The organism is Phyllobacterium sp. TAF24, from assembly GCF_052113785.1.
In the GTDB taxonomy this organism is placed as follows: domain Bacteria; phylum Pseudomonadota; class Alphaproteobacteria; order Rhizobiales; family Rhizobiaceae; genus Phyllobacterium.
In genome coordinates this window covers 77,888-95,122 of the sequence record NZ_JBFRDN010000020.1, presented here as the reverse complement: position 1 = coordinate 95,122, position 17,235 = coordinate 77,888, and the positions used below count along the sequence as shown (strand labels likewise).

The window sequence follows — 17,235 nt, the reverse complement described above, 5'->3', positions numbered from 1 at the left end:
AAACAGGAAAGGCTCAAGTCACGGGGCATAACCGCCAATAGGCCCGATGTCGAGCCCAACTTGCGACACGCGGCCTCGAAAATCAAAGAAACCATTGACTTTGCGGGTAGCGCGACCATAGCTAACCACCCATAAAGATATAACCATGTGAACATGACCAAGCCAAACAAAGCGCCCGCCGGTAACGACCAGAGAAGTCAGGAAGCGACAAATCCCCATAGTCCTGTGGTGGATTTTGGCGCCGACAAGCCGTTGCGTCTCGATAGCGGTGTTGTGCTTTCACCATTCCGCATCGCGTATCAGAGCTACGGTGAGCTCAATTCAGACAAGTCGAATGCCATCCTCATCTGCCATGCGCTAACAGGCGACCAGCATGTGGCAAACGTTCATCCTGTGACCGGCAAGAATGGCTGGTGGGAGACGCTTGTGGGACCCGGCAAGCCTGTGGATACGGACCGTTTCTTCGTTATCTGTTCCAATGTGCTTGGCGGCTGTCTTGGCTCCACAGGCCCAGCCTCTATCAATCCCGCCACGGGCGCGCCCTATGCGCTTGATCTGTCGATCATCACCATTGCCGATATGGTGCGGGCACAAGCGATGCTGGTCGACCATTTCGGCATAAAACAGTTGTTTGCTGTCGTCGGCGGGTCCATGGGCGGCATGCAGGTGCTCGAATGGGCATCCAGCCATTCCGACCGGGTTTTTTCTGCTGTTGCCATTGCCACCGGTGCCCGGCACTCCTCGCAGAACATTGCCTTCCATGAAGTAGGCCGTCAGGCAGTCATGGCGGACCCTGAGTGGAAGGAAGGCCGCTATCTGGAACAAGGCACCATCCCGCGCAAAGGCCTCTCCGTGGCCCGCATGGCGGCGCATATCACCTATCTGTCGGAAACGGCCCTGCACCGCAAATTCGGACGCAACCTGCAGGACCGGCAGAATGTGACCTTTGGTTTTGATGCAGATTTCCAGATCGAAAGCTATCTGCGCCATCAGGGCATGTCATTCGTCGATCGTTTCGATCCCAATTCCTACCTCTATATGACCCGCGCCATGGATTATTTCGATCTGGCGGCGGAGCATCAGGGGCGGCTGGCCGAGGCCTTTGCCGGGTCAAAGACACGGTTCTGCATTGTCTCCTTCACCAGCGACTGGCTGTTCCCGACAAGCGAAAGCCGCACCGTTGCCCATGCGCTGAATGCTGCCGGTGCATCCGTATCCTTCGTTGAAATCGAGACGGATCGCGGCCATGACGCTTTCCTGCTGGATGAGCCTGAGATGTTTTCGGCCATCAATGGTTTCATTCGCTCCGCAGCGCGCGCCAAGGGGCTTTTGCAACCATGAGCATCAACACCACCACCCGCGTCGACTTCGACGTCATCGCATCACTGGTCAACCCCGGCGCACGGGTGCTTGATGTTGGCTGCGATGATGGCCAATTGCTTGAGTTGTTGCAGAACACCAAGAATGTCGACGGGCGCGGCGTTGAACTGTCGCAGAAGGGTGTCAATGAATGCGTGGCGCGCGGTCTTTCGGTCATTCAGGGCGATGCGGACAGCGATCTGAAATATTATCCCGATGACGGCTTTGACTATGTAATCCTGTCGCAGACATTGCAGGCCACGCGCAATCCGAAGAATGTTTTAAGCGAACTTCTGCGTATCGGCGAAAAGGCTATCGTATCCTTCCCGAATTTCGGCCATTGGCGCATGCGCGCTTCGCTGCTGGTCAATGGCCGCATGCCGGTGACGGAAGAACTGCCCTATAGCTGGTACGACACGCCCAATATCCATTTCTGCACCATCAACGATTTTGTCGACATGACAAAGGAAGTCGGCGCGCAAGTGGAAACGGCTGTGGCCCTGAATGCATTGGGGCAGCGGCTTGGGTTTAATATGCCTTGGGGCTTCTGGAACCTCTTTGGGCAACAGGCGGTGTTTTTGCTGAGACGTTGAGCACTGCGGGTTGAGTGGTTCGTGGTTCGTGGTTCGACAAGCTCACCATGAGGGAGAGAGGTGATGAAAGGGAGTCAAGTTCTGCAACTTTTGTGAATTGCAATCTCTACAACCTTTGTGATCTGCGATCTTTGCGATTATCGTTCATCCCCCATCTCCCTCATGGTGAGCTTGTCGAACCACGAACCACGAACCACGCACAATGCTGACGCAAACTACTCAGTCTTCATGAGGCTTATGATGCATCGCTGTACCTTGCGGTGACAACACAGGCACGAAAACACGGCGTGATGAACGCTTGGCGACCGGCAGCCCCTGATAAATTCGCTTTTGTGCTTCCACGATAAGCACCCCCGAAAACACCGGCCAAAAACGCCGCCCGATCCGCTCGAACAATCCGGAAGGGCGCATTATCCAGCGCTTCGACGATGGCGGAAAAAACAAGGCTTCTGCCCATGGTCCCGGCGTAAAATTGGTTTCCCGCAAAATACGGATCAGCTGCCCGCGGCTATAGGGCCGCCCGCTGCCGAACGGCGTATGCTCGAAACGCGCCCAGAGCCCGCGCCGGTTTGGCACGACAATAACAAGCCTGCCATTAGGCGCGAGCGCTCGCCACATTTCTTTCAAAGTTTCGCGCGGGTCTTCCGCATGCTCAAGCGCATGCACCATCAAAATACGGTCCACGGCGGAGTCAGGCAGTGGCAGGTCTTCTTCAAAAACCAGCGCCGTGGATGAGGCTTCGGCCGGCGGCCAGCTGATCGCCCCCTGCCCGGCGGGCATGAAGGCAAAGGTCCGCTCCGTGTCGCCGCGAAACCGGTCGAGATAGGGCACGACATAGCCAAGACCGACGAGGCGCTCCCCCGGCAATTTCGGCCAGATCGGCATAAGAGCCATGGAAATCGCCCGCTCGGTCAGATGACCAAGAGTGGAAGCATAGAAGGCGCGAAGGTCGATAATGTCGAGATGCATGAGATCAGCCTAGAGCAACGGATATTCAAATGGAACCATTGGAATATCCGTTGTTCCAGACAGCAAATCATAACATCAAGAAAATGGCTTGAAGATGGGTTGCACCTTGGAGACAGCTGGCTATCCTGACGGCAAAGTTCAAACCGCACAGGCCCTCCCATGTCGAACCTCCAGATAGAACAATTCACCGCGCTCAGCGATAATTTCGGCGTGCTGATCCACGATCCCGACGCCAATCTCACCGCATCCATCGACGCGCCGGAAGAAAAGCCCGTATTGGAAGCCCTGAAACGCCGGGGCTGGAAACTCACGCATATTTTCTCGACCCATCACCACAATGATCATGTCGGTGCCAATCTGGCGCTGAAAAAGCGTTTCAAGCTGGAAATCCTCGGCCCTGATGCAGAGAAGGCCAATATACCGGGCATTGACCGCGCGCTGAAGCACGGCGACCATTTCCGCTTCGGCAATTTTGACGTCGAGGTTATTTCGACACCCGGCCATACGGCGGGCGAGATTTCCTACTATATTCCCGATGCCAAGGTCGTCTTCACCGGCGATACGCTGTTTTCGCTTGGCTGCGGGCGCCTGTTCGAGGGAACACCGGCCACCATGTTCAAATCCTTGAACCATCTGGTCAAGCTGCCGGTCGATACACAGATCTATTGCGGCCATGAATATACGGAGAGCAATGCGCGGTTCGCATTGACAATTGACCCCGATAATTCGGCGCTGAAAGAGCGAGCCAAAGAAATCTATGCCTTGCGTGAAGCGGGGCTGCCGACACTGCCCACCACCATCCTGCGGGAAATGGCCACCAATCCATTCCTGCGCTGGCACGATCCGGCAATCCGTCGAAACCTGAAACTGGAAAATGCCAGCGACGAGGCTGTTTTCACTGAAATCCGCAAGCGGAAGGATAATTTTTGATGACATTGACCGCAGATCAAATCCGCAAGGCACTGGGGCTGGAACGGCATCCGGAGGGCGGTGCTTATATCCAGACTTTCCGTGACAATCAGGGTGATTGGCCGGTCGGCGGGCGCGGACATTCCACGGCCATTTATTTTCTTCTGGAAAAGGGTGAAGTGTCCGCATGGCACCGGGTGAAGGATGCGGCCGAGGTCTGGCACTGGTATGGCGGGGCACCGTTGGCGCTCACCATTGCCGAAGAAGGCGGCCCGCACGAAACCCACACGCTCGGGCTTGATCTTCTCGCCGGTGAACGCCCGCAGGCCGTCGTTCCCGCCGGGCAGTGGCAGACGGCCAAATCTCTTGGCGACTGGACGCTTGTCGGCTGCACGGTTGCGCCGGGCTTTGAGTTTGCCCAGTTCGAACTGGCCGAACTGGGCTGGCAGCCCTAAGGCTTCGGTTTGCGCAAGATCATCTCCTTGGCGGCAAGCACCGCGCCAAGGGTGATGAGCAGACAGGCCACGAGAACACGAACAGTTGGTTCTGCGGCGCCGGCGATGATCAGCACCAGCGTCGACAAAAGCGGCGATGCATAGCTCAACGCGCCCAGAACCTGAATATTGCCGCGCTTGACGCCAAAGTCCCAGCAATAGAACGCCGCACCGACAGGCAGAAGCCCAAGCCCAAGCACCGCCAGCCATTGCGTTGGCGATTCGGGCCATACGGTCTGTTCAAGCCGCAAATGCGCAATCAGCGACAAAACAGACGTTGCCAGGCAGAAGCCTGTCACCGCATCGGTGGGCACACTGGCAAAGCGCCGCGACAGCAGCGAATAGGCAGCCCATGTGATCGCACAGAGCCCGGCCATCGCGTAACCAAAGGCATATCTGGCTTCAAAGCCGACATTACCGCCCTTGGTGATGATCAGCACCGTACCGGCAAGGCCGAGCAATGTTCCCGCCACATGAAACCAGCGCAGGCGCTCGCCCGGCATCAGCGCCGAGCCGACCACGATGAACAGCGGCCAGAGATAGGCAATGAGGCTCGCATCAACTGTGGGCGCATTGCGCAGGGCGGTAAAATACAGGAAATGATAGCCGAACAGGCCGCCAACGCCGAGCAGCCAGACCTTTGCCGGTTGGCGCAGATGCTTTGCTGCACCCGGCCGCCAGAGCCATGAAATCAGTCCAAGGCTGGCGCCAATGGCAAATGTCATGGCTGTCAGCTGAAACGGCGGCACCTTGCCCGACATATCGGTGAAAAGCGCGAGCATCGCCCACATGATAACCGCAAGAAAACCGACAACCGTAGCCACGCGCCGCCCCACTAGGAAAGAGCGGCGCCCCTGCCGCTTCTATTGCATCTTTTCAAAACGGGTCGCGTAAACGGTAACCGTCCCAATCTGCGTGCTGATCTTTGCCTGCACGGGCGAATAGATACCGGACTTGCCCAGCGATGCAAAGGTGAGACTGATCTTGCTCTTGTTTTTCAGATATTCGATCGCATCGCGGCCCTGCCGGTAGCCGCCAATGGGAATGAATTTGACCGAGCAGGTGACCGCATCGCCCTTGAAACCTTTGGTAGAGAACGGTTGTGGAGCGCCCACGGGAGAAAGTTTAAGGTCCACCCGCGTCTGCCCGTCATAAAGATGCAAAGTCTGGGTGCAGACCTGACCGATGCTATCGGCTGCGACCATGACGCCGGAAATCGGGTCTGCGGCGCCCAGCAGGGACTCAGGCGCAAGCTCCACCCATTTGTCTTTCTTTTGAACGGGCGGAACATTGGTGGTCTCGGTCACATTGCCCTTGGCGAAGGCAATCGAAGTGCTCTTGTCCTTCTTGCCATGCCGGTATTTGACCACATAGGAATTGGGCACTGCTCCGGTTTTGGCAAACTGACCTTTGACGTCAATCGTACCTTTGGTGTCGTCAAACACAGTAACCAGTCCTGAACTGCGCAAACTGCCCGAGACTTCATAGGCACCGTCAGCAACGCGGGTCGTGAAGTACGACTTGGCGATTGTCAGGCCAAGCAGGGAAACCCGGTAGTCGGATTTATAGATTTCCTCTGCGCTGGCGGGCACTGCACAGAGAATCGCCAATAATGACGCCGCAGCCAACACTGTATTCCTGTAGCCGGGCCGCTGAATGGGACCAGTCATGTCCTGCTCCTAAGTCGTATATGTAAGAATTGCCTGTGGTGAGACCGTACAAAGCAGGCAAAGTTGTGTTAAACATTACGCGAGGTCGGTTAAATACACAAAACCAGAGCACAAGCACACTTGACGCGCGCGGCTCATATCACTATAGAAACGCGACTTCCCAATAGGCCGCCTGTCCGATAAGCGCGCCGCTGCACGGCGACGTGTGATGGTAAAAAGAACATTCGGGCTATAGGTAATGAATTTTGAAGGTGAGACCCAAATGTCCCGCACATGTGAATTGACCGCTAAATCGGTACAGTACGGCAACAATGTGAGCCACGCGAACAACAGAACGCGCCGCCGCTTCCTGCCAAACCTGTGCCACGTTACGCTGATCTCCGAAGCTCTCGGTCAGAGCTTCCGTCTGCGTGTTTCGGCCCATGCCCTGCGCACCGTTGAACATCGCGGTGGTCTGGATGCATTCTTGAACAAGGCTGACGAGAAGGAGCTGTCACAGCGTGCCCGCCTCCTGAAGCGCCAGATTGCCAAGAAGTCGGCTGAAGCGCCTGTTGCTGCCTGATCGGGCAACACGGTTCTAAAATCATAATCGCTTGAGGCCAGCGCATGCTGGCCTTATTGTTGCTGGTTCCATTACCCAGGATAAAAAAATGCCGCTTTCGCGCGCCTATACCCTGTCAGATTTCATTCTCCCCGTCCTCGCCATGTGTGCAGTGGTGGCAGCATCAAACATATTGGTGCAGTATCCATTCCAGCATTTCGGATTGGGCGAAATCCTGACCTACGGGGCTTTCACCTATCCCATCGCCTTCCTGGTCAATGATCTGTCGAACCGCCGTTTTGGGCCGGAATTCGCTCGCAAGGTCGTCTATGCCGGTTTCTTCATTGCGGTGATCCTGTCGATCTGGCTGGCAACGCCGCGCATCGCCATCGCATCGGGCACGGCATTTCTTTGCGCGCAACTGCTCGACATCACGGTGTTCAGCAAGCTCCGTCAACTGACGTGGTGGAAAGCGCCATTTGCATCGGCGGTCTTCGGCTCATTGCTTGATACGCTCTTGTTCTTCTCCATCGCCTTTGCCGCGCAATTTGCATGGATCGATGCGGCCACGGGACAGGCCGACTCGTCACTGGCCATGCCTGTGCCGTTCCTTGGCCAGATGATACCCCTGTGGGCTTCACTCGGTTTCGGTGACCTGATGGTAAAGATTGTCATGGCGGTGGTGATGCTGGTGCCCTATGGCGCGATCCTTGCCATTTTCGCCCCCGCAATCTATTCGGCCAACCGGAATTCCAAATAGAGATTTCTCTGCAGGATCGACGTATTGTCATCGGACATCATTGAGATGCGGGTCGAGCCATCCCCGGCCCGCCAGACAGCCAGCCCTTCCATATTGTCGATCTGATCGCGCATATCGGCCTCAAGGATGAACGGACCATCCACAGTCGCACCCGGCTTGATATCGGCAGCGGCAATCCGGCGGATGCGCAACATGACGCCGCTGGCAAGATTGAACCGGCGCTCCAGCAGCAGCAGGTCGCCATTAGGCAGAAAATCCCCGTCGCTGATATCGAAACTATCCAGCCGCTTGACGAAGAAGATACCCCTGCCGGGTCCTTCCAGCACAGCGGCATAGATATCGCCTGCCTTGTTGATGCTCTTCTCGGTAACCGCGACCCGCGCGCCCTTCAACTGGCTCGCCGCAGGTGCGTAGGCGACCGTTTCAAAACCGCGATTGTTGCGCAGTTCGGCTTTCGGAACAGGCAGCGGCAAATCTTTCGGTCGTGAGGCGAAATCCTTCAGATCAAGATCGAATTCGGCAATGCGGTGGATACGCTCGAACGAGACCGTAACCGTTTTGCCTGATACGGCCATGCCTTCCGCATCCGCATTGCGTTTGCCTTCAACGGCATTGCCTCCGGCATCCTGAATCGGGGCCAGACGAAAATCGCTGACGGAGATTGGAACACCCTTTGCATCCCGCTGCATGTCGCCCGCATACCAGAATCCTGTGTCGGTGATGCCGAGAAAGGATTTGCCCTGATCGAGATAGCGGAACGCCGACATGCCGCCAAAATTGCCATTGTTTGACCGCAGTTCCAGACCGCCAACAAATTCGAGGTCGCCAAAGCGGGTTTCGGTCGAACCGATGCGGAAATAGGAGACAGGCCGGGCTGTGACCACTGCCGTTGCAACGGCATTTGTTTGCGCAAGGGATGGCAACGCACCCAGAATGGCAAGGACGGGTAAGAACCGTATGCGCCGCAAGATCAGCGCAATACGGTTCATGCTAACGTTTCCGCGCAGATGATCTACCGGCACCGCGGCGCTGTTCCTGCTCTTCAAACAGCGAAGCCAACTGTTCGGTCATGGCACCCGCCAATTCTTCCGCATCGACGATGGTCACGGCACGGCGATAATACCGCGTCACATCATGGCCAATACCGATAGCGATCAGCTCGACCGGCGAGCGTGTTTCGATCTCTTCAATGACCGCGCGCAGATGCCGCTCAAGATAATTGCCTGGGTTAACCGACAGGGTGGAATCATCAACAGGCGCACCGTCAGAAATCATCATCAGGATCTTGCGCTGTTCAGGCCGTCCCAGCAAACGCTGGTGCGCCCAGATCAGGGCTTCGCCATCGATGTTTTCCTTCAAGAGCCCTTCACGCATCATCAGGCCGAGATTGCGCCGTGAGCGGCGCCATGGGGCGTCAGCACGCTTGTAGACAATGTGGCGCAGATCGTTGAGGCGTCCGGGATTGGCGGGTTTGCCGCGCTCCAGCCATGCCTCACGCGCCTGACCGCCCTTCCATGCCTTGGTGGTGAAGCCGAGAATCTCGACCTTCACACCACAACGTTCGAGCGTGCGCGCCAGAATATCAGCACAGGTCGCCGCAACCGTGATAGGGCGGCCACGCATGGAGCCGGAATTATCAATCAGCAGCGTGACGATCGTATCGCGGAAATCCGTATCGCGTTCCTGCTTGTAGGAAAGCGGCTGGGTCGGATCGATGACAACGCGCACAAGGCGCGCCGGATCGAGATAGCCCTCTTCCAGATCGAAATCCCACGAGCGGTTCTGCTGCGCCATCAGGCGGCGCTGCAAACGGTTTGCCAGACGCCCGACGACACCGGAAAGATTGGCGAGCTGCTTATCAAGGAATGCGCGCAGGCGCTCCAGTTCCGCATCGTCGCAGAGTTCTTCCGCATCGGTGGTTTCGTCGAATTCCTGCGTGAAGACCTTATAGCCGCTCTCACTGCCAAGATTGGAGAAAGGCTGATTCGGACGGCGCGCCTCACCGGGCATTTCCGCATCCGTATCCGCGTCATCATCTATATCGTCCGACGAAGCATCCGCCGCTTCGGTTTCACCCGACTGGCTGTCATCGCTGGCGCTTTCCGAATCATCATCCTCGGAGGCATCGCTGCCCTGATCTTCGTCGGAGCCGCCCTCATTGTTCTCTTCGGGCTCAGGCGCGTCGTCGTTGTTTTCCTGCTCGTCGTCCTGCTCGCTTTCCTGTGACAGCTCTTCAGCCATCTCCATGGAAGCCAGCATTTCACGCACAACCCGGGCAAAGGCATTCTGATCGTTGATTTTGGCACCGAGATGTTCAAGGTCAGCCGCAGCTTTTTCCTCAATCCAGTCACGCCAGAGGTTTACGACATTCCCAGCCGACTCGGGCGCTTTGCGGCCCGTCAGCTTCTCGCGCACCATGAGCGCAATTGCTTCTTCCAGCGGCGCTTCGGCCTTGTCGGTAATAGCAGGGAAATTGGCGCGAGAGTATTTGTCTGAGAGCATGGAGGTCAGATTCTCAGCCATGCCATCCATGCGCAGCGCGCCGATAGCCTCGACGCGCGCCTGTTCGACCGCATCGAAAATCGCCCGCGCCTGCTTGCCCTCAGGCGCCAGCGTCGCATGGACACGGTCATTGTGGCAGGCCTTGCGCAGGGCCATGGAATCGCCGATGCCGCGGGTCACCGCAATATCGTTCGCCGTGGGGCGTTTTGGCAGATCGGGCAAGCGCGCCCGGTGCCCTGTCAGCGCCGGACGATCATTGCCAAATCCGACTTCCATCTCATGGTCGCCGGCAATGGCCCGCATGCAGGCCGTAACCGCGCGCTTGAAAGGCTCGGAATCAACCGGACCTTTCGGATTTGTGCGTGAATTGTCTCCGGGTCCCGCCATGCTCTGATGACGCTCAGCCTATGACCACGTTGGCCGTTGACTCAGGCAGTTCCTTGCCGAACGCGCGCTGATAGAACTCGGCAACGATAGGACGCTCCAGTTCATCGCACTTGTTGAGGAAGGTCAGGCGGAACGCAAAGCCGACATCCTTGAAGATATCGGCATTTTCGGCCCAGGTGATAACCGTACGCGGGCTCATCACCGTCGACAGATCACCATTGATAAAGGCCGCACGGGTCATGTCGGCAACGCGAACCATCTTCGAGACGATCTCCTTGCCTTCCTTGTTCTGGTAGTGCTTGGCCTTTGCCAGAACGATTGCAGCCTCATTGTCATGCGGCAGATAGTTGAGGGTCGTCACGATGGACCAACGATCCATCTGCGCCTGATTAATCTGCTGCGTGCCGTGATAAAGACCCGTTGTATCGCCGAGACCAACGGTGTTTGCCGTTGAGAACAGGCGGAAAGCCGGGTGCGGACGGATAACGCGGCTCTGATCGAGCAGGGTCAGGCGGCCGGAGGATTCCAGAACACGCTGGATCACGAACATAACGTCGGGGCGACCCGCATCATATTCGTCGAACACCAGCGCAACATTGTGCTGATAGGCCCATGGCAGGATGCCATCACGGAATTCCGTGATCTGCATGCCTTCCTTGACGACGATCGCATCCTTGCCAACAAGATCAATACGGCTGACGTGGCTGTCAAGATTGACGCGCACGCATGGCCAGTTGAGGCGGGCGGCGACCTGTTCGATATGGGTTGATTTACCTGTGCCGTGATAACCGGACACCATGACGCGTCGGTTGAAGGCAAACCCGGCCAGAATGGCGAGCGTGGTCTGCTTGTCGAACAGATAATCCGGATCGGTTTCCGGTACATATGCATCACCTGCCTTATAGGCAGGAACCATCATGTCGGTATCAAATCCGAAAAGCTTTGCGGCAGAAACCGTTGTATCCGGCAAATTCGCAATATCGCGATCAACCTTATTCATCATGCCTCCAGCGCGACTGCACGCGCAGACGCAATAAAATAGTCACACCCATGAAGCCTCAAATGGGAGGCTTCGAATTCAGCCAAACACGGTCCTAGCAAAAACCAGCCTGTTTGAGCAATTGATAAGCCTGGATAACGTCGCGGAAACGATCCTCGGAAGCCCGATCACCGCCGTTTGCATCGGGATGATGGCGCTTCACCAACTCCTTATAGCGCGACTTGATGTCTTCGCCAGTGGCTTTTACATCAAGACCCAGCGTATCCAGCGCTTTTGCCTCCAAAGGCTTGGCTTTGCGCAGGCGCGCAGCCGGCCTTGCATCGCCGAACACGCTGTTCGGGTCACGGAAGCGATTCTGATAGGCGGCCCGGCCTGAACGCAGTTTGGAAAAATCAGGCGATGTCTTGGCACCGCCTGTAGCGGCGGCTGCCGCGCTGGCACCGGCACCGCTTCCCGGCAGACCTGCAACGGTCCAGGTGGGGCGGTCGCCTGTCAGCGCTTCCTTCTGGTAGCGCGCAACTTCCACGTCGGAAAGGCCGGAAAAATAATTATAGCCTTTATTATATTCGCGAACATGATCGATGCAGAAATGGAAGAACTCGCCTTCCTTCATGCGACCAACAGGCGCACGGTGCGGACCGGGCTTTTCACAGCCATCCCACTGGCACACGGGAMCGCGCGATTTCTCCTCTTCCGCCTTTTTCGGGCGGATACGGATACTGTCAAAATATTTCGAATTTGAGGTCATTGCGTACGATTATCAACGGATTGGTTTACAAGACAAGAATTGACAATTGCCCATGGATCAACCTAACGCCTGAAATGGCGGTAAATTTGTGATCATGTACGGATTTGCCAAATGAAATTACCATATGGGCGCAGGAGAACGAAATGTCCACTCAGTCAGCTATCGAAAACAAACTGACGCAGGCTTTTCATCCTGTTTCACTGACCGTCATCAACGAAAGTCATCTTCATGCCGGCCACCACCATGAAGACAGCGAGCATCATGGCACATTTGACGGTTCGGGTGAAACGCATTTTCGCGTGCGCATTGTCGCGGATGCCTTTTCCGGCCTCTCACGGGTTGCACGCCACCGGGCAATCAATGACGTGTTGAAGGACGAACTGGCAGGCAGCGTCCATGCTCTGGCGCTGGAACCAACAGCACCGGGTGAAGCGACACGCCGCTAAACCTGCACCAATTGGCGCTTGAGACGCGAAATCATTCCCGTTTGCAATTCGCTCGCTTCGCCATAGGCAGAAGCTGTTTGCCGCAACATGTCAATCAGCTGGAAGCGCTCGTCCATTGTCAGGCGGTCGCGCAGCATCGGCACCATTTCATCGGCAATAGGCGAAAAGAAACCCCGTTGCTTGGTGTATTGCCAGGCTCTCTTGAACATTGCATCGGGGTCGTCAATCTGGAGCGGGCCGCTGATCAGTTCTATGATTTTGAGCTTTTCGTCGGTGGTGAGTGGTGTGCCGGTGCGCACCAGCTGGATCATCAGAACCGTTGCCGCCAGCCGCGGATCATGGATTCGCCGGTAACGAGAGCCGATCAAACCTTCAAACCTGTATTTGGCCTTGCTCCTCAGACCCTTTGTATCCCGATCCAGCTCACGCACCGCGCGGGCGGCTGATTGCGCTCTCAGTATCCAGTAAAAAATCAACGCGGCTGCACCTAGAACCGCAATAATAATATGCATGCAACCCTCGATACATTTGCTGGGAATACGGTCTGTGAGAGCCTCGATCAGAGATCGAGATTAATTCGATTTGGCTTTCTCGTCATCCTCCAAAGGTCGAATACGAAGCCGCGTGATGCGGTTTTTCTCCCGCTTCAGCACGGTGAATCGCTTGCCATGGAAGGTGAAGGCCTGCTTTTCGGTCGGAATGCTCTGGGTCTCGTGAATGACAAGACCAGCGATGGTTGTGGCCTCCGCATCCGGCAAATGCCAATCCAGTGCACGATTAAGATCGCGGATCGGCACGGAACCATCGACCAGCACCGACCCATCGGGCTGCGGACGAACGCCTTGCACATCGATATCGTGCTCGTCGGCGATATCACCGACAATCTCCTCAAGAATATCCTCGAGCGTGATCAGACCCTGCACATCGCCATATTCATCAACGACGATGGCAATATGGGCCTTGCGGCGCAGGAAGGCATTGAGCTGGTCCTGCAGCGTGGTTGTATCAGGCACAAACCACGGCTTGGTTGCCACCTTCATGATGTTGATCTTGGAAAAATCGCGGTTGGCGTCGCGAATAGCGCGCACCAGATCCTTGGCGTGCACAACACCGACAATATTGTCATTGTCACCGCGCCAGACGGGAATGCGGGTGTGATGGCTGGCAAGGATCTGGTTGACGATATCCTCGATCGGATCGTCGGCATTGATTGAATCCATGTCCGTCCGGTGGATCATCACGTCATAGACTTCAAGCTCACGCAGATCGAGCAGACCGCCGATCTGGTCGCGGTCGCGTTTCACCACCGAGCCGTCCCGATGCAGAAGATCGACGGCGCCGCGCAGTTCCTCCTGCGCCGAAAGCATTGATTTGACCGAACCGAGATCAATACCAAACAGGCGGAGGATAAGCCGCACGATCCAGTTGATGAGATCGGATAACGGGCCAAAAATGAACACCGCGAGTTGCGCGAACCGCACCAGCGCCAGCGCATTGCGATCAGGGCTGGAGATTGCCCAGGATTTCGGCAGGACTTCGGCAAAAATCACCAGAAGTACGGTCATGATCGCAGTCGCATAGGCAACACCCGCCTGCCCGAACAGGTTGAGCAACATGCTCGTTGTCAGGGACGATGCGAGAATATTGATCAGATTGTTGCCGATCAGCATGACGCCGATCAGCCGGTCGCGCTTCTCGATAAGACCTTCTACCACTGTCGCCCGGTCGTCACCGCGCTTGGAAAGCCGGTGCATCCGGGCGCGCGACACGGCGGTCAGCGCTGTTTCAGATCCTGAAAAAAGACCAGACATCAGGATCAGAAGGAAGATGATTCCGCAAAAGATCCAGAGTTCAAGGTTCATTTTGGGTGCTTCTCCTGCAAAAAGCTGAGCACTGCTGATGGCGGCACGTCCTTGGCGATAAAGGACTGTCCAATGCCGCGCGTCAGGATAAAGGTCAGCGCACCGCGCGCTACTTTTTTATCCTGCGCAATATAATCCATGAGCTTTTCCGCCGTGGGCAGTTCGCCCGGAATGTCGCTGATGGAGACAGGCAGGCCCACATGACGCAAATGCGCCTCAACCCGCTTGGCATCGTCGGCGCTCGCTAGGTTCATCTTGACCGAAAACTGATGCGCAAGGACCATGCCGACGGAAACACCTTCGCCGTGCACGAGGCGGGTGGAATCATAATGCGTCGCGGTTTCCAGTGCATGACCAAAAGTATGGCCGAGATTGAGCAGCGCCCGATCGCCAGTTTCACGCTCATCGCGCGCCACAACATCGGCTTTTGACTGGCACGACACGGCAATAGCGTGGGTTCGCTGCGGACCGCCGTCAAAAATACCCTGCCAGTTCTTCTCAAGCCATTCAAAGAAATCCGGTCGGTCAATCAGGCCATATTTGGCAACTTCCGCATAACCCGCACGAAACTCGCGTGGGCTCAGCGTATCCAGCACATCCGTATCAGCAAGCACTAGTTGCGGCTGGTAGAAAGCGCCGACCAGGTTCTTGCCATGCGCCGTGTTGATGCCTGTTTTGCCGCCAACGGACGAATCCACCTGCGCCAGAAGCGATGTAGGTATCTGCACAAAGCCCATGCCGCGCCGTGCAATGCTTGCGGCAAAACCGGCAAGATCACCGATCACACCGCCACCAAAGGCAATCACGATATCACCGCGCTCCAGCCGTGCGGAGAGGATCGCATTGGTAACGGTTTCCAGCGTGGCAAAGCCTTTCGACTTTTCGCCCGGCGTTACAAGGATCGGCGTTGAATCAATCCCGCCCGCTTTGAGGCTTTCGGTCAGGCGCTGCAGATGCAGGGCTGCAACATTGTCGTCGCTGACAATGGCAACACGGTTCGCGCCGGTGCGCGCGGCGATTTCCTGCCCTGCACGTTCGATCAGGCCCGAGCCGATGAGAATATCGTAGGAGCGGTCTCCCAGTTTTACGGGAACTGTCGTCTGCTCGCTCATATCAGCGATTCCTTGTCGTCCAGATGCTGTGCAACGGCCTGCATTGCCTCAAAGGCAATGATTTCCTTCTTTTCCTCACGCGAATGAATAGTGAGATCCGCCTGCGCATATACGGGGTAGCGCTCGCTCATCAGCCGTTCCATGACCGCGCGCGGATTGTCATTTTTGAGAAGCGGCCGGTTCTGCTTGCGCACCACACGGTTCATCAGCACGTCGAGTTCCGCATTGAGCCAGATCGATATGCCTTCCGCAGCGATTGTACCGCGGGTCTGCTCGTTCATATAGGCGCCGCCGCCCGTCGCCAGAACAATCGGCCCATCCTCGAGCATACGCGCAATAACCCGGCGCTCCAGATCACGGAACTCTGCTTCGCCATAGGCCTCGAACAGCTCAGGAATGGTCATGGTCGAGACTTTTTCAATCTCGTTATCCGCGTCGAAAAATGGCAATTCGACCAGCGAAGCCAGTTTTTTACCCACGGTGGATTTGCCTGCACCCATCAATCCGACGAGCACAATAGACCGATGGCCCAGCCGTTCACGGATGGATCGTGCCAACTCCGGAACCTCTGCTGTGCCAGGAATATCGTCAATGCTGTTCATAAATGCGTTTCGACAGGAAAACCGGGCTTTCGTCAAGCAAACTATGGCAAAGTGCGGGTTTCTCAGTCTGCCGGACCTTCATCAATTCATAAGAGTTTCCATTGCAAGATTATGGAACACCTGAAGCAAGCCTGCAAAGACGATTTGATGCCGACACTGACCCGATTGATCCTAACCCTCGCGGTTCTCGCCGGGCTCGTTTATGCCGGTATGCTGGCGCTTGTCACCTTTGTCCATCCGACGCAAACCGAACTGACCATTCGCATTCCCACCGAAAAGCTCAATCCTAAACCTAGCAATCCAAAGTAAACCCATGCGTGCAGCAGCAGCCATAGAGACGTTTCTTGAGATGATGAGCGCCGAACGCGGCGCGGCGCAAAACACGCTCGATTCCTATCGCCGCGATCTGGATGATGCCGCTGCCTTTGCCAGCGCGACGGGCATACAGCTGACCTTGGCGGAGCCTGGAACAATCCGCGCCTATCTCGATGATATTGCCGGGCGTGGCTATGCAGCTACCTCGCAGGCCCGGCGTCTCTCCGCCCTGCGTCAGTTCTTCCGCTTTCTCTATACGGAGAATATCCGCACCGATGATCCGACGGGCACACTTGATGCGCCCAAGAAAGATCGCTCCCTGCCCAAAATCCTGAGCGAGATGGACGTGGAGAAACTGCTGGCGCGCGCTGAACTAGAAACGCTTGATGCAGCTGCACCGGCAAGTGATCATTTGCGGGCTCTGCGTCTGCACGCGCTGTTGGAAATTCTCTATGCGACAGGTTTGCGTGTTTCAGAACTGGTTGGGCTGCCTGTGACAGTGGCGCGTTCCGACCATCGCTTTCTGATGGTGCGCGGCAAAGGCTCGAAAGATCGTATGGTGCCACTTTCAGGCAAAGCGCGCCAGGCGATGAGCAAATATCTTGCCGTGCGCGATGCCCTGCCTAACCTTGACGATAATCCCTGGCTGTTCCCGGCAATTTCCGAAAGCGGCTTCCTCGCGCGGCAGGTTTTCGCCCGTGAATTGAAGGGGTTGGCCGCTCGTGCCGGACTTGTTACTTCGGCAATTTCACCCCACGTGTTACGGCATGCTTTCGCCAGCCATCTCCTGCAGAATGGCGCGGACCTGCGTGCGGTACAACAATTGCTGGGTCATTCGGATATCTCAACGACCCAGATTTATACCCATGTCATGGAGGAGCGGCTGCACCGCCTTGTCACGGAGCACCACCCTCTGGCAGACTAACCCATCTACCCGCGAAACAGGCGGGACCATAGACTTTGGCG

At 56.5% G+C, this 17,235-nt stretch carries 20 protein-coding genes; 9 read left to right on the top strand and 11 right to left on the bottom strand.

What is annotated here, in order from left to right; translation table 11 throughout:
• The first annotated feature begins 153 nt into the window (after positions 1-153).
• Positions 154-1,341 (top strand): homoserine O-acetyltransferase MetX, encoded by a 1,188-nt coding sequence (gene metX / locus AB4Y96_RS17475; protein ID WP_244518275.1) that lies wholly within the window; start codon positions 154-156, stop codon positions 1,339-1,341.
• Positions 1,338-1,952, top strand: coding sequence for a methionine biosynthesis protein MetW (gene metW, locus AB4Y96_RS17470; protein WP_091879986.1), 615 nt, complete (start codon positions 1,338-1,340; stop codon positions 1,950-1,952). Before metX ends, metW begins: the two co-directional genes overlap by 4 nt.
• Positions 1,953-2,171: 219 nt before the next feature.
• On the opposite strand, the gene AB4Y96_RS17465 is transcribed toward metW, so the two are convergent.
• Positions 2,172-2,921 (bottom strand): class I SAM-dependent methyltransferase, encoded by a 750-nt coding sequence (locus AB4Y96_RS17465; protein WP_441918710.1) that lies wholly within the window; start codon positions 2,919-2,921, stop codon positions 2,172-2,174.
• A 159-nt stretch (positions 2,922-3,080) separates the two neighbouring features.
• On the opposite strand from AB4Y96_RS17465, the gene gloB reads away from it, so the two are divergent.
• Both gloB and AB4Y96_RS17455 read left to right on the top strand, forming a co-directional pair.
• Complete coding sequence (gene gloB, locus AB4Y96_RS17460) at positions 3,081-3,851, top strand: hydroxyacylglutathione hydrolase (protein WP_441918708.1); 771 nt, start codon at positions 3,081-3,083, stop codon at positions 3,849-3,851.
• The gene (locus AB4Y96_RS17455; protein ID WP_441918706.1) at positions 3,851-4,285 is read left to right on the top strand and encodes a cupin domain-containing protein; all 435 of its coding nucleotides are present in this window, start codon (positions 3,851-3,853) and stop codon (positions 4,283-4,285) included. Before gloB ends, AB4Y96_RS17455 begins: the two co-directional genes overlap by 1 nt.
• On the opposite strand, the gene yddG is transcribed toward AB4Y96_RS17455, so the two are convergent.
• Both yddG and AB4Y96_RS17445 read right to left on the bottom strand, forming a co-directional pair.
• Positions 4,282-5,115, bottom strand: coding sequence for an aromatic amino acid exporter YddG (gene yddG / locus AB4Y96_RS17450; RefSeq protein WP_244518319.1), 834 nt, complete (start codon positions 5,113-5,115; stop codon positions 4,282-4,284). The genes AB4Y96_RS17455 and yddG overlap by 4 nt on opposite strands.
• A gap of 72 nt (positions 5,116-5,187) precedes the next feature.
• The gene (locus AB4Y96_RS17445; protein WP_441918704.1) at positions 5,188-5,994 is read right to left on the bottom strand and encodes a DUF3108 domain-containing protein; all 807 of its coding nucleotides are present in this window, start codon (positions 5,992-5,994) and stop codon (positions 5,188-5,190) included.
• Positions 5,995-6,256: 262 nt separating this feature from the next.
• On the opposite strand from AB4Y96_RS17445, the gene rpmB reads away from it, so the two are divergent.
• Entirely contained in the window at positions 6,257-6,556 is a 300-nt protein-coding gene (gene rpmB, locus AB4Y96_RS17440; RefSeq protein ID WP_091879976.1) for a 50S ribosomal protein L28, read from the top strand.
• A gap of 88 nt (positions 6,557-6,644) precedes the next feature.
• A complete protein-coding gene (locus tag AB4Y96_RS17435) occupies positions 6,645-7,295 on the top strand; it encodes a queuosine precursor transporter (RefSeq protein WP_091879975.1) in 651 nt (216 codons plus the stop codon).
• On the opposite strand, the gene AB4Y96_RS17430 is transcribed toward AB4Y96_RS17435, so the two are convergent.
• From AB4Y96_RS17430 to AB4Y96_RS17415, 4 genes are all read right to left on the bottom strand, one after another.
• Positions 7,268-8,284 carry an esterase-like activity of phytase family protein gene (locus AB4Y96_RS17430; RefSeq protein ID WP_441918701.1) on the bottom strand — a complete coding sequence of 339 codons (1,017 nt, stop codon included), beginning with the start codon at positions 8,282-8,284 and terminating at the stop codon, positions 7,268-7,270. The two genes, AB4Y96_RS17435 and AB4Y96_RS17430, sit on opposite strands and share 28 nt — an antisense overlap.
• A 1-nt stretch (position 8,285) precedes the next feature.
• Positions 8,286-10,184 carry a cobaltochelatase subunit CobT gene (cobT, locus tag AB4Y96_RS17425; protein WP_441918699.1) on the bottom strand — a complete coding sequence of 633 codons (1,899 nt, stop codon included), beginning with the start codon at positions 10,182-10,184 and terminating at the stop codon, positions 8,286-8,288.
• Between the two features lie 13 nt (positions 10,185-10,197).
• Positions 10,198-11,184, bottom strand: coding sequence for a cobaltochelatase subunit CobS (cobS, locus tag AB4Y96_RS17420; RefSeq protein WP_091879970.1), 987 nt, complete (start codon positions 11,182-11,184; stop codon positions 10,198-10,200).
• 94 nt (positions 11,185-11,278) lie between these two features.
• Positions 11,279-11,932, bottom strand: coding sequence for a J domain-containing protein (locus AB4Y96_RS17415; RefSeq protein ID WP_441918696.1), 654 nt, complete (start codon positions 11,930-11,932; stop codon positions 11,279-11,281).
• A 143-nt stretch (positions 11,933-12,075) separates the two neighbouring features.
• Here AB4Y96_RS17415 and AB4Y96_RS17410 point away from each other — a divergent pair, with 143 nt between their 5' ends.
• Entirely contained in the window at positions 12,076-12,378 is a 303-nt protein-coding gene (locus AB4Y96_RS17410; RefSeq protein WP_091879967.1) for a BolA family protein, read from the top strand.
• Here AB4Y96_RS17410 and AB4Y96_RS17405 read toward each other — a convergent pair.
• The 4 genes from AB4Y96_RS17405 to AB4Y96_RS17390 are packed head-to-tail and all read right to left on the bottom strand — an operon-like array spanning position 12,375 to position 15,954.
• The gene (locus AB4Y96_RS17405; RefSeq protein ID WP_441918694.1) at positions 12,375-12,890 is read right to left on the bottom strand and encodes a TerB family tellurite resistance protein; all 516 of its coding nucleotides are present in this window, start codon (positions 12,888-12,890) and stop codon (positions 12,375-12,377) included. The genes AB4Y96_RS17410 and AB4Y96_RS17405 overlap by 4 nt on opposite strands.
• Before the next feature lie 60 nt (positions 12,891-12,950).
• Entirely contained in the window at positions 12,951-14,240 is a 1,290-nt protein-coding gene (locus AB4Y96_RS17400) for an HlyC/CorC family transporter (RefSeq protein ID WP_441918692.1), read from the bottom strand.
• Positions 14,237-15,352 carry a 3-dehydroquinate synthase gene (gene aroB / locus AB4Y96_RS17395; protein ID WP_441918690.1) on the bottom strand — a complete coding sequence of 372 codons (1,116 nt, stop codon included), beginning with the start codon at positions 15,350-15,352 and terminating at the stop codon, positions 14,237-14,239. Before aroB ends, AB4Y96_RS17400 begins: the two co-directional genes overlap by 4 nt.
• Positions 15,349-15,954, bottom strand: a complete 606-nt coding sequence (locus AB4Y96_RS17390) for a shikimate kinase (protein WP_441918688.1) — start codon at positions 15,952-15,954, stop codon at positions 15,349-15,351. Before AB4Y96_RS17390 ends, aroB begins: the two co-directional genes overlap by 4 nt.
• 147 nt (positions 15,955-16,101) lie before the next feature.
• On the opposite strand from AB4Y96_RS17390, the gene AB4Y96_RS17385 reads away from it, so the two are divergent.
• Together AB4Y96_RS17385 and xerD are read left to right on the top strand one after the other, a co-directional pair.
• Complete coding sequence (locus AB4Y96_RS17385; RefSeq protein WP_441918686.1) at positions 16,102-16,263, top strand: histidine kinase; 162 nt, start codon at positions 16,102-16,104, stop codon at positions 16,261-16,263.
• A 4-nt stretch (positions 16,264-16,267) separates the two neighbouring features.
• Positions 16,268-17,194: a site-specific tyrosine recombinase XerD gene (xerD, locus tag AB4Y96_RS17380; protein WP_441918684.1), complete on the top strand. Its 927-nt coding sequence runs from the start codon at positions 16,268-16,270 to the stop codon at positions 17,192-17,194.
• Positions 17,195-17,235: the final 41 nt, after the last annotated feature.

What these genes read in the sequence shown, in the direction of transcription:
- AB4Y96_RS17405 (WP_441918694.1), bottom strand. Translation starts at nt 12,890, where the DNA reads ATGCATATTATTATTGCGGTTCTAGGTGCAGCCGCGTTGATTTTTTAC.
- AB4Y96_RS17400 (WP_441918692.1), bottom strand. Translation starts at nt 14,240, where the DNA reads ATGAACCTTGAACTCTGGATCTTTTGCGGAATCATCTTCCTTCTGATC.
- yddG (WP_244518319.1), bottom strand. Translation starts at nt 5,115, where the DNA reads ATGTGGGCGATGCTCGCGCTTTTCACCGATATGTCGGGCAAGGTGCCG.
- aroB (WP_441918690.1), bottom strand. Translation starts at nt 15,352, where the DNA reads ATGAGCGAGCAGACGACAGTTCCCGTAAAACTGGGAGACCGCTCCTAC.
- metW (WP_091879986.1), top strand. Translation starts at nt 1,338, where the DNA reads ATGAGCATCAACACCACCACCCGCGTCGACTTCGACGTCATCGCATCA.
- AB4Y96_RS17385 (WP_441918686.1), top strand. Translation starts at nt 16,102, where the DNA reads ATGCCGACACTGACCCGATTGATCCTAACCCTCGCGGTTCTCGCCGGG.
- cobS (WP_091879970.1), bottom strand. Translation starts at nt 11,184, where the DNA reads ATGAATAAGGTTGATCGCGATATTGCGAATTTGCCGGATACAACGGTT.
- xerD (WP_441918684.1), top strand. Translation starts at nt 16,268, where the DNA reads ATGCGTGCAGCAGCAGCCATAGAGACGTTTCTTGAGATGATGAGCGCC.
- AB4Y96_RS17390 (WP_441918688.1), bottom strand. Translation starts at nt 15,954, where the DNA reads ATGAACAGCATTGACGATATTCCTGGCACAGCAGAGGTTCCGGAGTTG.
- AB4Y96_RS17410 (WP_091879967.1), top strand. Translation starts at nt 12,076, where the DNA reads ATGTCCACTCAGTCAGCTATCGAAAACAAACTGACGCAGGCTTTTCAT.
- AB4Y96_RS17435 (WP_091879975.1), top strand. Translation starts at nt 6,645, where the DNA reads ATGCCGCTTTCGCGCGCCTATACCCTGTCAGATTTCATTCTCCCCGTC.
- cobT (WP_441918699.1), bottom strand. Translation starts at nt 10,184, where the DNA reads ATGGCGGGACCCGGAGACAATTCACGCACAAATCCGAAAGGTCCGGTT.
- AB4Y96_RS17455 (WP_441918706.1), top strand. Translation starts at nt 3,851, where the DNA reads ATGACATTGACCGCAGATCAAATCCGCAAGGCACTGGGGCTGGAACGG.
- AB4Y96_RS17430 (WP_441918701.1), bottom strand. Translation starts at nt 8,284, where the DNA reads ATGAACCGTATTGCGCTGATCTTGCGGCGCATACGGTTCTTACCCGTC.
- gloB (WP_441918708.1), top strand. Translation starts at nt 3,081, where the DNA reads ATGTCGAACCTCCAGATAGAACAATTCACCGCGCTCAGCGATAATTTC.
- rpmB (WP_091879976.1), top strand. Translation starts at nt 6,257, where the DNA reads ATGTCCCGCACATGTGAATTGACCGCTAAATCGGTACAGTACGGCAAC.
- AB4Y96_RS17445 (WP_441918704.1), bottom strand. Translation starts at nt 5,994, where the DNA reads ATGACTGGTCCCATTCAGCGGCCCGGCTACAGGAATACAGTGTTGGCT.
- AB4Y96_RS17465 (WP_441918710.1), bottom strand. Translation starts at nt 2,921, where the DNA reads ATGCATCTCGACATTATCGACCTTCGCGCCTTCTATGCTTCCACTCTT.
- metX (WP_244518275.1), top strand. Translation starts at nt 154, where the DNA reads ATGACCAAGCCAAACAAAGCGCCCGCCGGTAACGACCAGAGAAGTCAG.